At 63.0% G+C, this 14,918-nt stretch carries 13 protein-coding genes, 2 tRNA genes and 1 pseudogene; 14 read left to right on the forward strand and 2 right to left on the reverse strand.

Translation table 11 applies throughout. The features are described 5' to 3' along the window. From LO50_RS07120 to LO50_RS07130, 3 genes are all read left to right on the forward strand, one after another. On the forward strand, positions 1–377 hold a 377-nt coding region (locus LO50_RS07120), incomplete at its 5' end, for a peptidylprolyl isomerase (protein ID WP_044314550.1). After that, the gene (gene clpX / locus LO50_RS07125; RefSeq protein ID WP_042921146.1) at positions 374–1,690 is read left to right on the forward strand and encodes an ATP-dependent Clp protease ATP-binding subunit ClpX; all 1,317 of its coding nucleotides are present in this window, start codon (positions 374–376) and stop codon (positions 1,688–1,690) included. The genes LO50_RS07120 and clpX, both read left to right, overlap by 4 nt. Before the next feature lie 200 nt (positions 1,691–1,890). Further along, positions 1,891–2,433 carry a flavodoxin gene (locus LO50_RS07130; protein WP_037041220.1) on the forward strand — a complete coding sequence of 181 codons (543 nt, stop codon included), beginning with the start codon at positions 1,891–1,893 and terminating at the stop codon, positions 2,431–2,433. A 225-nt stretch (positions 2,434–2,658) separates the two neighbouring features. Here the strand turns inward: LO50_RS07130 and LO50_RS07135 are convergent, their stop codons facing one another. Further along, positions 2,659–3,981 carry an OmpP1/FadL family transporter gene (locus LO50_RS07135; RefSeq protein WP_044314551.1) on the reverse strand — a complete coding sequence of 441 codons (1,323 nt, stop codon included), beginning with the start codon at positions 3,979–3,981 and terminating at the stop codon, positions 2,659–2,661. Positions 3,982–4,178: 197 nt separating this feature from the next. Next, positions 4,179–5,024 carry a sulfurtransferase gene (locus tag LO50_RS07140; RefSeq protein WP_044314552.1) on the reverse strand — a complete coding sequence of 282 codons (846 nt, stop codon included), beginning with the start codon at positions 5,022–5,024 and terminating at the stop codon, positions 4,179–4,181. A 141-nt stretch (positions 5,025–5,165) separates the two neighbouring features. Between LO50_RS07140 and rnd the strand changes: the two genes are divergently transcribed. The 11 genes and pseudogenes from rnd (at position 5,166) to LO50_RS07195 (ending at position 14,872) form a co-directional block, all read left to right on the forward strand. Beyond that, entirely contained in the window at positions 5,166–6,290 is a 1,125-nt protein-coding gene (gene rnd, locus LO50_RS07145; protein ID WP_044314553.1) for a ribonuclease D, read from the forward strand. Beyond that, on the forward strand, positions 6,287–6,580 hold the full coding sequence (locus LO50_RS07150; protein ID WP_014819737.1) for a YcgL domain-containing protein: 294 nt from the start codon (positions 6,287–6,289) through the stop codon (positions 6,578–6,580). Before rnd ends, LO50_RS07150 begins: the two co-directional genes overlap by 4 nt. Positions 6,581–6,667: 87 nt before the next feature. Next, the gene (locus tag LO50_RS07155; RefSeq protein WP_014819738.1) at positions 6,668–7,069 is read left to right on the forward strand and encodes a hypothetical protein; all 402 of its coding nucleotides are present in this window, start codon (positions 6,668–6,670) and stop codon (positions 7,067–7,069) included. 105 nt (positions 7,070–7,174) lie between these two features. Further along, complete coding sequence (locus LO50_RS07160; protein WP_044314554.1) at positions 7,175–7,624, forward strand: YcgN family cysteine cluster protein; 450 nt, start codon at positions 7,175–7,177, stop codon at positions 7,622–7,624. Positions 7,625–7,691: 67 nt separating this feature from the next. Continuing rightward, the gene (locus LO50_RS07165) at positions 7,692–8,912 is read left to right on the forward strand and encodes a hypothetical protein (protein WP_044314555.1); all 1,221 of its coding nucleotides are present in this window, start codon (positions 7,692–7,694) and stop codon (positions 8,910–8,912) included. 81 nt (positions 8,913–8,993) lie between these two features. Continuing rightward, the gene (gene ltaE / locus LO50_RS07170) at positions 8,994–10,019 is read left to right on the forward strand and encodes a low-specificity L-threonine aldolase (protein WP_044314556.1); all 1,026 of its coding nucleotides are present in this window, start codon (positions 8,994–8,996) and stop codon (positions 10,017–10,019) included. 161 nt (positions 10,020–10,180) lie between these two features. Further along, positions 10,181–12,806, forward strand: a pseudogene (gene alaS / locus LO50_RS07175) (alanine--tRNA ligase). A gap of 121 nt (positions 12,807–12,927) precedes the next feature. Further along, a complete protein-coding gene (locus LO50_RS07180) occupies positions 12,928–14,166 on the forward strand; it encodes an aspartate kinase (RefSeq protein WP_044314557.1) in 1,239 nt (412 codons plus the stop codon). 179 nt (positions 14,167–14,345) lie between these two features. Then, a complete protein-coding gene (csrA, locus tag LO50_RS07185) occupies positions 14,346–14,531 on the forward strand; it encodes a carbon storage regulator CsrA (protein ID WP_003283978.1) in 186 nt (61 codons plus the stop codon). A 62-nt stretch (positions 14,532–14,593) separates the two neighbouring features. Next, positions 14,594–14,684: transfer RNA gene (locus tag LO50_RS07190), tRNA-Ser, on the forward strand. A 111-nt stretch (positions 14,685–14,795) separates the two neighbouring features. Beyond that, positions 14,796–14,872: transfer RNA gene (locus tag LO50_RS07195), tRNA-Arg, on the forward strand. The last annotated feature ends 46 nt before the right edge of the window (positions 14,873–14,918 follow it).

Consider the following 14,918-nt stretch of genomic DNA (forward strand, 5'->3'; position numbering starts at 1 on the left):
GCCGTATCAACCTGATCGCCGAGCGCCTGCTGCGCAAGCCGCAGCGCTTCGCCGAGCAGGCGCTCAAGCATTCCGAATGCCCTTCGGCGATGGAGGGCGGGAGCCTCGGCCTGGTACGCCCCGGCGTGCTCTACCCGCAGCTGGAGGCCTGCCTGTTCGCCCTGCGCGCAGGCGAGATCGGCCCGGTGGTGGAGACGCCGCTGGGCTTTCACCTGCTGTTCTGCGAGGCGATCCATCCGGCGGGCCAGCTGTCGCTGCAGGAGGTCTTGCCGCACCTGCGCGAGAAGCTCCGCGCCCGTCAACACGCGCGGCACCAGCGCGCATGGCTGGCCGGTTTGCTGCAGTCCGCCCCAACCTCACCGGAGTCGCTGCCATGACTGATACCGACAAGCCCTGCTGTTCGTTCTGCGGCGCGGAAAAATCGCCGACGGTGCCCTTGATCGCGGGTAACGAAGGTCGGATCTGCGAGGCCTGCGTCAAGCTGGCCCACCAGGTGGTGACCAGCTGGGGGCAGCGGCGCCAGGCCCAACAGCTGGCGCCGCAACTGCTCACACCGGCGGCCTACATGCAGCACCTGGACGAGTCGGTGATCGGCCAGGACGAGGCCAAGGAAACCCTGGCGGTGGCGGTCTACAACCACTACCTGCGCCTGCTCAACTGCACCCGCGAGCCGGTCTGCCAACTGGGCGGCACGGTCGAGCTGGAGAAGTCCAACATCCTCATGGCCGGCCCTTCGGGTACCGGCAAGACGCTGCTGGTGCGCACCCTGGCGCGCATCCTCGGCGTGCCCTTCGCCTCGGCTGATGCCACCACCCTGACCCAGGCCGGCTACGTCGGCGACGACGTCGACAGCATCATCGCCCGCCTGCTGGAAGCCGCCGGTGGCGATGTGCAGAAGGCGCAATGGGGCATCGTCTATATCGACGAGGTGGACAAGCTGGCGCGGCGTGGCGGGGGCGGCACGGCGGTGCGCGACATCTCCGGCGAAGGCGTGCAGCAGGCGTTGCTCAAGCTGGTCGAGGGCAGCGAGGTGCGCATCGGCAAGGGGGGCCGGCGTGGCGAACACGGCGAGGAGCAGGTGGTGGATACGCGCAATATCCTGTTCATCGCCGGCGGCGCCTTCCCGGGCCTGGAAACCCTGGTCGGCAGCCGCGTGCATCCACGCGGCAGCGCGATCGGCTTCCATGCGCGGCCGCAGCAACAGACGCCGTCGCTCAACGAGCTGCTGGCGGCGCTGTTGCCGGACGATCTCCATGAGTTCGGGCTGATTCCGGAGTTCATCGGCCGCTTCCCGATCATCACCTTCCTCCGCGAGCTGGACCACGCGACGTTGCTGCGCATCCTCAGCGAGCCGCGCAACGCGCTGGTCAAGCAGTACCAGCAACTGTTCGCCTACCAGGGCGTGAAGCTGGAGTTCAGCCCGGCGGCGCTCAGCCATATCGCCGACCAGGCGCTGCTGCGCCGCACCGGCGCGCGCGGATTGCGCGCGGTCATGGAGGGCGCGCTGCAGCGCACCATGTTCGAGATGCCGGCGCAGCCGCAGCTGCGCAGTTGCCTGCTCGACCTCGACGGGGAAGGTGGCGAACTGGTGGTGCTCAGGCAGTTCGACGAGCACCTGGACGCGCAGTCCGATGCCGCTCGGCCGGCCGTATCCGCGGGGGCACGCGCGCTGCTGAGGGTGGATGGTTGAATGTCGCAATACCGACAGCGGCGCGCGGCTGGCGGCTGCCGGCTGTGCGCTTTGCTACAGCTGGGCTGCACTTAAAGTTGTTTGTTTCCAATGACTTATAAGAATTTATCGGCTGGCGTGCTTCCTGCTAGAAGTCTTTTGCCGAGCGGGTGCGGACCCTGCGCGGTGTTTCATTCATCCAACAGCAATGAGGTGGCGTGATGGCCAGGATCGGACTTTTCTTCGGCAGCAACACGGGCAAGACGCGCAAGGTCGCCAAGATGATCAAGAAGCGCTTCGACGACGACACCCTGGCTGATCCGCTCAACGTCAACCGTACGAGCGCGGAGGATTTCGCCGCCTATTCGCACCTGATCCTCGGCACGCCGACCCTGGGCGAGGGGCTGTTGCCGGGGTTGAGCGCCGATTGCGAGAACGAGAGCTGGGAGGAATTCCTGCCGCAGATCGAGGGGCTGGATTTCACCGGCAAGACCGTGGCCCTCTTCGGCCTCGGCGACCAGGTCGGCTATGCCGACGAGTTCCTCGACGCCATGGGCGAGCTGTACGAATTCTTCAGCGAGCGCGGCGCCACCCTGGTAGGCGAGTGGCCGACCACGGGCTACGAGTTCACCCACTCCGAGGCGGTGGTGGAGGGCAAGTTCGTCGGGCTGGCGCTGGATCTGGACAATCAGAGCAACCTGACCGAGGAGCGGTTGGACGGCTGGCTGCGACAGATCGCCCCGGCCTTCGACTTGCCGTTGTGAACGGTCGTTGAGCTTCGTTCGGTGGGCGTCGCGCGGCGAAAAACGGTGCGACGCCGATACGAACAGCCCCGGCGAGACCGTAATGCTGTTCAGATAAGCACGGAGAGTTCTTTGTAGGGGCGCGCCATGCGCGCGAATCGCGGGCGTGGCCCGCTCCTACAGATCCAACATCCAGCTTGAGTCGTCAAGTGAACAGCATTACGGCGAGGCCGGGGTTTTCTTGCATCAGAAGCGGTAGCTCAGGGCAGCGCCAAAGCCGTGGGCGCGGTTCTTGAACGTCGCGTCATAGTTGGCCTCGAGCGCACCGCCCTGGTAGGTGCGGCTGCGGTTGATGTCCACTTCTTCCTCTCGCAGATAGGAATAAGCGAGGTCGACGGTGACGTCGTCAGTCGGATTCCAGGCCAGGCCGAAGCTGATAGCCGTGCGGTCGCCGGTCGGGATGCGCGGAGAGCGATGTACGTTGTTGGTCGGGCTCTGGTCGAAAGCCAGGCCAGTACGCAGGGTCCACTCACGATTCAGCTTGTAGGCGGCGCCGATGGCATAGGACCAGGTGTCATGCCAGTCCTGCTCTTCGACGATGGGCGCGAGGTTGCCTTGCAGCGGGCCTGGAATTCCATCGTTTTCGATGATGATCGCTTCGAAGCGGCTCCAGCGGGTCCACATCGCACCACCGTACAGGGTCCACTGATCGTTGAGCTCGTGGGTCAGCGAGATATCTACCGATTCTGGTGTGTCCAGATCAAGGGATGCGTCGTATTTGCCGGCCGCTCCGGTCAGATCGAAGCTGCCGCCGGAGAGCTTGGTGTCACCCTCCAGCTTGTAGGCGACCTTGGAATGGTAGGTGACACCAGCACGGGTTTGCGGAGTGAACTCGTAAAGGACACCGGCGTTGAAGCCCAGCGCCGTGTCGTTACCGGTAACTTTCACACGCCCGTCGTTGGAGCCCAGTGGGCCGGCAGGGTTTGGCGAAGTGCTTTGCAGTTCACCTTCGATACGGTTGATAGTCGGCCCGAAACCTACCGACAGCTTGTCGTTGAAACGGTAGCTGATGGTTGGTTGCACAGTGATCACGCTGACTTCGCTGTAGTCGCCGAAATAGCGTCCCTGGTAGCCGCTTTCATAATCGGAGACCAGGCCGAACGGGACATACACGCCCACACCAACAGCCCACTTATCGTCGATCGGCTTGACGTAATAGCCCATCGGGACGGCCGTGAACGGGACCATGTCGCCGTCGTTGCTACCGTCGTAGGGCAGATTGGCGCCGCCCAAGGCAGGGCCGGAGAACGATCCCGAATTATTCTTGATATCCGTCTTCGCATGAATCGCCGCCATGCCGAAGCTGACTTCCTCACGCTTCAGGCGGGACATGCCGGCAGGGTTGCCGAACAGGGTGGTGGCGTCGTCGGCGGAAGAGGAGCGACCTGCAAACGAGGTGCCCATGCCGCTGATGCTTTGTTCGTTGAGGGCAAAACCGGCGGCCATGGCCTGGGTGGACAAGGCGCCTACGGCTACCGCGAGCGCGGTCTTCAACCATGTTGTTTTCATTGTTCTACTACTCCGGGATGAAAGCGGGTCGGAACCTAGCAACTTTCTCCGACAGGTAGCAAGACAATGAATTGCAATTTTTCGTAAAGATGACGACTAACGGTCGTGAAAACAAATGTAACTTCGGTGAAAACCCCGTGGACGTATTCTGACTGGCGAGCCACGCTGCGCGTTGGGCGCAGCGGGTCTCGTCGGTATCAGGCGCGTGGCCGGCTTGGGTCGGTGATCCATTCGCTCCATGAACCTGGGTACAGCGTCGCCAACGGGTAGCCTGCCAGACAGAGCGCGAACAGGTTGTGACAGGCGGTGACACCAGAGCCGCAATAGACCACCGCGGTTCGCGGTGACTTGCCGTCTAGCAGCTGATCGAATCGGCCGCGTAGCTGCTCGGCATCGAGAAAGCGACCATCACTGTCCAGGTTCTCGCTGAAGGGCACGCAAACGGCACCGGGAATATGCCCGCCGATCGGGTCTATGGGCTCGACCTCGCCGAGGAAACGCGGCAGGGCGCGTGCGTCGAGCAGTGCCAGCTCGGGGCTATGCAGGCGTTCTTGCAGTCGCGCTGCATTGACGACCATGCTGTCGTCTGCGTTGCCGTCGAAATGGCCCGGCTGCACCGCGGGCGTGGTGCTTTCCATGGGCAACCCCGCTTCTCGCCAAGCGTTTACGCCCCCGTCCAGCAGGTAGACGCCCTCACGCTTGCCCAGCCACAGCAACAGCCACCACGCCCGAGCGGCAAACGCGCCGGGGCCGTCGTCATAAAGCACCACTTCGCTGCCGTCACCGAGGCCCCATTGGCGCAGGCGAGTCAGCAACTGCTCAGGATCCGGCAGTGGGTGGCGCCCGGTGGTGCCGGGGATCACCGGGCCGGACAGGTCTTTTTCCAGATCGGCGAACTGCGCGCCGGGAATATGCGCCTCCCTGTAACTACGCTCGCCATAGGCCGGATCTTCCAGGGCGAACCGGCAATCCAGAATCAGCAGGTCGGGGGTGTGCAGGCGCTGGGCAAGCTCAGCGGCGGTAATGAGTTGGGCCAGTGGCATCGGTGCGGCTCCAGGCGGATTGATCGGTCAACACTACCAGCGCGCGTGGCGGTCATGAATGCCCCGGCCGCTCGGATGCTCGATATATACTGCGCGCCTCGTTCGGCCGTGCGCCGGTCGTCAGCCGAAAAGGAGGGCCGTGTGGCCATCGAAACTCAATGGGTTCTGGATGATGAACATCTGACCCGCCTGTGCGCCGAATGGCGCCAGCTGCCCTATGTGGCAGTGGATACCGAATTCATGAGGGTCGATACCTTCTACCCCATCGCCGGGCTGATACAGGTCGGTGACGGGCGGCGTGCCTATCTGATCGACCCGCTGAGCGTACGTGACTGGTCCGCGTTTGCCGCGTTGCTGCAAGACCCGGCGGTGGTGAAAGTGCTGCACGCCTGCAGCGAAGACCTCGAAGTACTGCTGCGTCTGACCGGTAGCCTGCCGCAGCCGCTGTTCGACACCCAGCTGGCGGCCGGTTACCTGAATATCGGTTTCTCCATGGGCTACTCGCGGCTGGTCCAGGCGGTACTCGGCATCGAGTTGCCCAAGGGCGAAACGCGCTCGGACTGGTTGCAGCGGCCTCTGAGTGACATGCAGGTGCGATATGCCGCCGAGGATGCCCAGCATCTGGCCGAGTTGTACGAAGCACTGCTGCCCAGGCTGTCCGAGGACAAGCGTGCCTGGGTACTGGAGGATGGTGCCGAGCTGGTCGCCAACCTGCAGCGCGAATCCGATCCCGATGAAGCCTACCGTGATGTGAAGCAGGCCTGGCGGCTCAAGCCGCAGCAGCTCGCCGTGCTCAAAGTGCTGACGGCCTGGCGCGAGCGTCAGGCCCGTGCGCGCAACCAACCGCGCAATCGCGTGCTGCGCGAAGCCAGTCTCTGGCCGCTGGCGCGCACCCAGCCGCGCGATCTGGTGACGCTGGCCCGGATCGAGGACATGCATCCGCGTACCGTGCGCCAGGATGGTGAATTGCTGCTGGAGATGATCCGTGAGGCCGCGGCGACGCCCGAACAGGATTGGCCGGCACCGCTACCGGAACCATTGCCGCTGGAGGTGTCGTCCGTACTGAAAAAGCTGCGCGCGGTCGGCCAGCGCGAAGCGCAGGCGCTGGATATCGCACCGGAGCTGATGTTGCGCAAGAAAACGCTCGAGGCGCTGCTCAAGAGCGGCTACCCCGATGGACCCTACGAACTGCCCGAATCGCTGCGCGGCTGGCGCCGTGAGCGGATGGGGCAAGCCCTGCTCGATGCTCTGGAAAAACGACCATGAAAGTCATCTGTTCCATCTACAAAAGCCCACGCAAGGACGGAATGTACCTTTATGTCGAAAAGCGCGATGCGCTCAAGCGTGTCCCCGAAGGCCTGATCGCGGCGTTCGGGCCGCCGCAGCTGGCCTTCGAAATGGTGCTGACGCCCGAGCGCCAACTGGCACGCGAAGACATCACCAAGGTGCTCGCCAATCTCCAGGCACAGGGTTATCACCTGCAGATGCCGCCCGCCGAGGACGATTACATCGAGCATCTACCCGAAGAGCTGCTGCGCATGAATGATCCGATGTAAACACCTGCTCGATCCTGACGCTGGACAAGATACGTCGGCCGGATCGGAACTACGCTCTTCTGACCGTACATGCATAAGGAGACGACGATGAAAACGCGTTCTTTGGTGATCGGTTCGGTAATGGCGGCTCTGGCGATGTCGGCCGGCGCGCAGACGCCCTCCAGCGATAACGAAGCTTGGCAGCAGCATTGGCAGAAGATGCAGGAGTACCGGCAGGCCTGGCAGTCTGCGAAGACCCCGCAGGAGCGACAGAAACTTCGCGAAGAGCATTGGCAGAGCATGCAGTCCGGTATGGGTGGCATGGCCGGGTGCCCGATGGGCGGGCCCGGCGGCGGAATGGGCAAGCAGGGTGGCAAGCCGATGCAGGGCGCCATGGGTGGCGGCATGATGGGCGCGCCGTCCAAGGAGATGCTCGACATGCGTATCCAGCACATGGAGCAGATGCTCGAGCAGATGCGTAGTCACCGGCAGATGCTCGACAAACAGTAGCGCTCGATGTAGCCGCCGGCTCCTACCGGCGGCATCCGCCTGGCGGCTCTTGGCCGGATATCCGACAGTGGCTAGACTTGCCGGTTTTTACCGGTAGTGACAGTCATGGCGGCCAAGGTCGAACCCTTCTGGATGCGCAAAACCCTTGCCGAACTCGATGCGGCGGAATGGGAGTCGCTGTGCGACGGATGCGGCCTCTGCTGCCTGCAGAAGCTCGAGGACGAGGAAGACGGCGCCGTTTACTACACACGTATCGCCTGCAAGCTGCTCGACCTGAAGACCTGTCGCTGCAGCGATTATCCCAACCGGCGCGCCAGTGTGCCGGACTGCATACAGCTGAACGCTGCCGATGCTGCTCAGTTCAAATGGCTACCGCCCACCTGCGCCTACCGCCTGGTGGCCGAGCGCAAGGACCTGCCGCTCTGGCATCACCTGGTCTGTGGCGACCCTGAAGCGGTGCACGTCGAGCGGATTTCCCAGTCGGGCCGGATGCTCGCCGAAGGCAGCGTTGCCGAGGAGCACTGGGAAGACCACCTGATTTTCCGTGCCGGTTGAATCTAAGCCTCGTTTGCATCGTCTCAAGATCAGCACACCCCGCGCGTTTCCGATGGAGTTCTCTTCGATGCTTGTTCGACTGCTGTCGCTGTTCGCTCTTGTTCTTTTCGTCAGCGCCGAGGCCCACGCGGCCAAGCGGGTCGACCTGGACTATCACGTGCGTTTTCTGCCCGACGAGGATGAGGCCGAGGTGCAACTGATCCTGGAGAAAGGCGAAGCGGTTCGTAGCCTGGAGTTCAATCTGGGCGATGACGGCTACTACAGCGATTTCGTAGCGGATGGCGAGTGGTTGCAGGCGTCGCCGGAGCGTGGTGCCTGGCGACCCGCCGAAGGCAAGGCGCGTCTCAGCTACCGCGTGCGTATCAGCCATCCGCGCGACAACGGACGCTACGACGCACGGATGACCAGTGACTGGGCGCTGTTCCGTGGCGATGATCTGGTGCCGCCGGCCCGGCTCGATCAGGTCGACGGTGTGAAACTGGTTTCGCGCATCACCTTCGAGCTGCCCGAGGGTTGGAAGAGTATCGAAACCGGCTGGCCGCGTGTCGGCAAGAATCGCTTCCGCGTGGATAACCGTGAGCGGCTGTTCGACCGGCCGACCGGCTGGATGCTCGCCGGCAAGCTCGGTACCCGTCGCGCCAAGCTCGGCGAAACGGACGTCACCATCGCGGCGCCGGTTGGCGAGGGCGTCCGGCGGATGGATATTCTGACGATGCTGACCTTCGTCTGGCCGGAGATCCAGCACGTATTCCCACGCGATCCGGAGAAACTCTTGATCGTCGGCGCGGGCGATCCGATGTGGCGTGGTGGCCTGTCCGCTCCCAATTCGTTCTACATGCATGCCGACCGTCCGCTGGTCAGCGAGAACGGTACCAGTTCGCTGGTCCACGAACTGGTGCATGTCTTCAGCCGGATCCAGGACACCGACCGCAGCGACTGGATCAGCGAGGGCTTGGCCGAGTACTACGCCATCGAACTGGTGCGGCGCGCCGGCGGCATGAGCGAGGACCGCTACCAGGCCGTGCGCGAGGAACTGAGCGACTGGAGCCGCAAGGTCGACAGCCTGCGCACCGCGCGTTCCACCGGTCCGGTGACCGCGCGGGCGGTGCTGCTGCTGCAGGAGCTGGACAAGGAGATCCGCCAGCGCAGCAAGAGCCGTTATTCGCTCGACGACGTGAGCCGCGGGCTGATGCGGCTGGACAAGGTCAGTACCCAGGACTTCATCGACATCACTGAAACATTGCTGGGCGGCGGCTCGAAGGTGCTCGACACACGCCTGCTGCGCTGAGCCCGCTGTTCGTTAACGATCGCCGCGCCGCTGAAATCATTTAGGGTGACAGGCTTGTTTCGACGAGGAACCGGAGCTTCCATGAGCATCATCGATCTGCGCAGCGACACCGTCACCCAGCCGACCGCGCCGATGCGCGAGGCCATGCTGCGTGCCGCGACCGGCGACGACGTCTATGGCGAGGACCCCACGGTCAACCGGCTGGAACGCGAACTGGCCGGGCGCCTGGGCTTTTCCGCCGGGCTGTTCGTGCCGTCCGGCACCATGAGCAACCTGCTGGGGCTGATGGCGCATTGCGAGCGTGGCGACGAGTACATCGTCGGGCAGCAGGCGCATACCTACAAGTACGAGGGCGGCGGCGCGGCGGTGCTGGGCTCGATCCAGCCGCAGCCCATCGAAATGGAAGCCGACGGTTCGCTGGACCTGGCGCGCGTCGAGGCGGCGATCAAGCCGGACAATTTCCACTTCGCCCGCACCCGCCTGCTGGCGCTGGAAAACACCATGCAGGGCAAGGTGCTGCCGCTGGGCTATCTGGCCGCCGCGCGTGCCTTCACCCGCGAGCGGGGGCTGCAGCTGCACCTGGATGGCGCGCGGCTGTTCAACGCGGCGGTGAAGCTCGGCTGCGACGCACAGGCGATCACTCGCCATTTCGATTCGGTGTCGGTCTGTCTGTCGAAGGGCCTGGGAACGCCGGTCGGCTCGGTGCTCTGCGGCAGCGACGCCTTCATCGCCAGGGCGCGGCGCCTGCGCAAGATGGTCGGCGGCGGCATGCGCCAGGCCGGCATTCTCGCCGCCGCGGGGCTGTATGCGCTGGAGCACCACGTCGAGCGGCTGGCCGCGGACCACCAACTGGCGCAGGCGATCGGTTCCGGGCTGGCGGCGCTCGGCTATGCCGTCGAGCCGGTGCAGACCAACATGGTCTACCTGGACATCGGCGATCGGGCGTCGGCGCTGGCGGCGTTCTGCGCACAGCGCGACATTCGCCTGACGCCGGCGCCGCGGCTGCGCCTGGTGACGCACCTGGACCTGCGCCCCGAGCATGTCCAGCCGATCCTCGACAGCTTCGCCGCGTTCGCCCAGGCTGATCGGGCGGGTGCCGTCGAATAGCTTGATTCAATCGACGTTATCCCCTATACCCGGCGCGCAGGCCCGATATAATGCGGCCCTTTGCCGGCTATCCGTTTGGGTAGTTGCGAACCGGCTTTCGGTGGTCCCGCCTCGCCGTGTCGTTTTGCAGCCGTTCGGCCGCAGTCCTCTGGAAGAAATCTATGAAAAGCGCAGAAATCCGTGAAGCCTTCCTCCGCTTCTTCGAAGAGAAGGGCCACACCCGCGTGGCCTCCAGTTCGCTGATCCCGGCGAACGACCCGACCCTGCTGTTCACCAACGCCGGCATGAACCAGTTCAAGGACTGCTTCCTCGGCCTGGAAAAGCGCGCCTACACCCGTGCCACCACCAGCCAGAAATGCGTACGCGCCGGCGGCAAGCACAACGACCTGGAAAACGTCGGCTACACCGCGCGGCACCATACCTTCTTCGAGATGCTCGGCAACTTCAGCTTCGGCGACTACTTCAAGCGCGATGCCATCACCTACGCCTGGGAATTCCTCACCAGCGACAAGTGGTTGAACCTGCCCAGGGAAAAGCTCTGGGTCACGGTCTATGCCAGCGATGACGAGGCCTACGACATCTGGACCCGGGAAGTCGGCGTGCCGGCCGAGCGCATGGTGCGCATCGGCGACAACAAGGGCGCGCCCTACGCCTCGGACAACTTCTGGGCGATGGGCGATACCGGCCCCTGCGGACCCTGCACCGAGATCTTCTTCGACCACGGCGAGCACATCTGGGGCGGCCCGCCCGGCAGCCCGGAAGAGGACGGCGACCGCTACATCGAGATCTGGAACAACGTGTTCATGCAGTTCAACAGGACTGCCGACGGCGTCCTGCACCCGCTGCCGGCCCCGAGCGTGGACACCGGCATGGGCCTGGAGCGCATCAGCGCGGTGCTGCAGCACGTCAACTCGAACTACGAGATCGACCTGTTCCAGAACCTGCTGAGCGCCGCGGCCGAAGCCATCGGCTGCCGCAACGACGGCCAAGCCTCGTTGAAGGTCGTCGCCGACCATATCCGCTCCTGCGGCTTCCTCATCGCCGACGGCGTGACCCCGTCCAACGAAGGCCGCGGTTACGTCCTGCGCCGCATCGTTCGCCGTGCCTGCCGTCACGGCAACAAGCTGGGCGCCAAAGGCAGCTTCTTCCACCGTATCGTCGCCGCACTCGTTGCGGAAATGGGCGATGCGTTCCCTGAGCTCAAGCAGCAGCAGGCGCATATCGAGCGTGTGCTGAAGAACGAGGAAGAACAGTTCGCCAAAACCCTGGAGCAGGGCCTGAAAATCCTCGAGCAGGATCTGGCTGGCCTGACCGGCAGCGTCATACCCGGCGATGTGGTGTTCAAGCTGTACGACACCTACGGCTTCCCGGTCGACCTGACCGGCGACATCGCCCGCGAGCGCAATCTGACCCTCGACGAAGACGGTTTCGAACGAGAAATGCAGGCGCAGCGTGAGCGTGCGCGTTCGGCCAGTGCCTTCGGCATGGACTACAACAGCTTGGTAAAAGTGGAAGGCGAAACGCGCTTCCTCGGTTACCAGGGCACATCCGGTGCCGGTAAGGTGCTTGCGTTGTTCAAGGAAGGCATGGTGGTCGACAGCCTGAGCGCTGGCGAGGAAGGCGTCGTGGTGCTCGATCAGACGCCGTTCTATGCAGAGTCCGGTGGCCAGATTGGTGACTGTGGCTATCTGGCGGCAGAGGGCTTGCGTTTTCGATGTCCGCGATACCAGCAAGGCCGGCAGCGCATTCCTGCATCACGGCATCGTCGACAGCGGCACGCTGCACGTAGGTGCGGATGTCGAGGCGACTGTGGATGCGTCCGTGCGCCAGGCCACTGCGCTCAACCATTCGGCAACCCACCTGCTGCATGCCGCGCTGCGCGAAATTCTTGGCGAGCACGTCAGCCAGAAGGGCTCGCTGGTGGACAGCCAGCGCCTGCGCTTCGACTTCAGCCACTTCGAGGCGATCAAACCAGAGCAGCTGCGCGCGCTGGAGGATCGGGTCAACGCCGAGATTCGCCGCAACTCCGCGGTGGAGATCGAGGAAACCGATATCGATACCGCCAAGGCCAAGGGCGCTATGGCGTTGTTCGGTGAAAAGTACGGTGACTCCGTGCGGGTGCTGACCATGGGCGGTGGCTTCTCGGTCGAGTTGTGCGGCGGTACTCACGTAAACCGCACTGGCGACATCGGGCTGTTCAAGATCACCAGCGAAGGCGGCGTGGCGGCTGGTGTTCGGCGGATCGAGGCGGTCACTGGTGCACCTGCATTGGCCTATCTCAATGCAGCCGAGGAACAGCTGAAAGAGGCGGCGAACCTGGTCAGGGGCAGCCGTGACAATCTGCTCGACAAGCTCGGCGGCATCCTCGAGCGCAACCGTCAGCTGGAGAAGGAACTCGAGCAGCTCAAGGCGAAGGCGGCCAGCGCAGCAGGCAACGACCTGGCGACCTCCGCCTTGGACGTGAAGGGCGTGCGCGTGCTTGCTGCGCGCCAGGACGGGCTGGACGGCAAGGCGTTGCTGGCGCTGGTCGACCAGCTGAAGAACAAGCTGGGTAGCGCCGTCATCCTCCTGGGTGGTGTTCAGGACGATAAAGTGGTGCTGGTCGCGGGCGTAACCCAGGACCTGACTGGTCGTTTGAAGGCCGGCGACCTGATGAAGCAGGCCGCGACAGCGGTTGGCGGCAAGGGGGGCGGTCGTCCGGATATGGCGCAAGGCGGCGGCAGCGAACCGGCCAAGCTGGACGATGCGCTGGCACTGGCTGTGCCGTTCGCCGAGCAGGGGCTTTGATACAGGTACCGAGTCGCGGTCCGTCGGCTGCCGTCGAGCGGGTCTGGGCTGAGTCGGTGCTTGGCAGGTTTCGGGGTTGTTTGTTTAATGATCGCCCTTCAGGGGCTCTAGGCGGCTAACAATGGCTTTGATCGTACAGAAGTTTGGAGGCACCTCGGTCGGCACTGTCGAGCGGATCGAGCAGGTGGCCGAGAAGGTCAAGAAGTTCCGCGACGGTGGAGACGATATCGTCGTGGTCGTCTCGGCAATGAGTGGCGAAACCAACCGCCTGATCGATCTCGCCAAGCAGGTCAGTGATCAGCCGGTCGCCCGAGAATTGGATGTGATGGTTTCCACCGGTGAGCAGGTGACCATTGCCCTGTTGGCGATGGCGCTTATCAAGCGCGGCGTACCGGCGGTGTCCTACACTGGCAATCAGGTTCGTATCCTCACCGACAGCGCCCATACCAAGGCACGCATCCTGCAGATCGATGGCCAGCGGATCCAGCGCGACATCAAGGCTGGGCGCGTTGTTGTGGTGGCTGGCTTCCAGGGCGTGGACGAGAAGGGCAATATCACTACCTTGGGTCGTGGCGGCTCGGATACCACAGGCGTGGCGCTGGCCGCTGCGCTGAAGGCCGACGAATGCCAGATCTATACCGATGTGGATGGCGTCTATACCACCGATCCTAGGGTCGTGGCCAAGGCTCAGCGACTGGACAAGATCACCTTCGAGGAGATGCTGGAAATGGCCAGCCTCGGCTCCAAGGTGCTACAGATTCGGGCGGTTGAGTTCGCCGGTAAGTACAGCGTCCCGCTGCGCGTACTGCACAGTTTTCAGGAGGGTCCGGGTACCCTCATTACCCTTGATGAAGAGGAATCCATGGAACAGCCCATCATTTCCGGCATCGCCTTTAACCGCGACGAGGCCAAGCTGACCATCCGTGGGGTCCCGGATACGCCCGGTGTGGCGTTCAAGATCCTCGGTCCGATCAGCGCCGCGAACGTTGAAGTGGATATGATCGTGCAGAACGTCGCGCACGATAACACCACCGACTTCACGTTCACTGTGCATCGCAACGACTACAACAATGCGTTGCAGGTATTGCAGGGCATTGCATCCGAAATGGGCGCTCGTGAGGTCATCGGCGATACGGATATCGCCAAGGTGTCGATCGTCGGCGTAGGCATGCGTTCGCATGCCGGCGTAGCCAGCCGCATGTTTGAGGCCTTGGCGAAGGAAAATATCAACATTCAGATGATTTCGACGTCGGAAATCAAAGTGTCGGTAGTGATCGAGGAGAAGTATCTCGAGCTTGCCGTGCGTGCTTTGCATACTGCGTTCGAACTTGATGCGCCCGCCGGCAATACTGCGGAATGATTCGCAGAAGGCGCGCTAGTCCGCGCCTTCTGTCGTATTGGGTCATGCGAAAAGGAACTTTAGGCTCCTGCGCGCGGGTCAATACCTGTTGAAAGGCTCTAGCTTCATGTTTTACGGACATTTTCCGTATTTATCTTTGCAGACTGTTTACTGAACTGAATCCGTTTAAGGAGAAAGGAATGCTGATTCTGACTCGCCGGGTTGGAGAAACCCTGATGGTGGGTGACGATGTGACTGTCACCGTGTTGGGTGTGAAAGGAAACCAAGTACGTATCGGCGTCAATGCGCCCAAGGAGGTGGCGGTGCATCGCGAGGAGATTTACCAACGGATCCAGAAAGAGAAGGATCAGGAACCAAGCCACTAATTTTTCTGTAATTTTCGGCTTTGCAAACGGGGCAAAGATGGGTATTATGCGCCCCGTGTTGCGGAGAGGTGGCCGAGTGGCCGAAGGCGCTCCCCTGCTAAGGGAGTACACCTCAAAAGGGTGTCGGGGGTTCGAATCCCCCCTTCTCCGCCATTTTGCATTCTAGGGTTCAGGGTTCTCGCGGCAGCCTGCTTTCATATAAGAAAGCGCCACGGCAAAGTGCTTGACCGTCAATGTTTACTCCCTATAATGCGCACGCTCAGCGCACTCATAGCTCAGCTGGATAGAGTACTCGGCTACGAACCGAGCGGTCGGAGGTTCGAATCCTCCTGAGTGCGCCACACTTCGAATGATCGGCAGAAATGCGGATCACTCAAGCCACCAGCG

The sequence above is a fragment of the Stutzerimonas stutzeri genome (assembly GCF_000935215.1).
Taxonomy (GTDB): Bacteria; Pseudomonadota; Gammaproteobacteria; order Pseudomonadales; family Pseudomonadaceae; genus Stutzerimonas.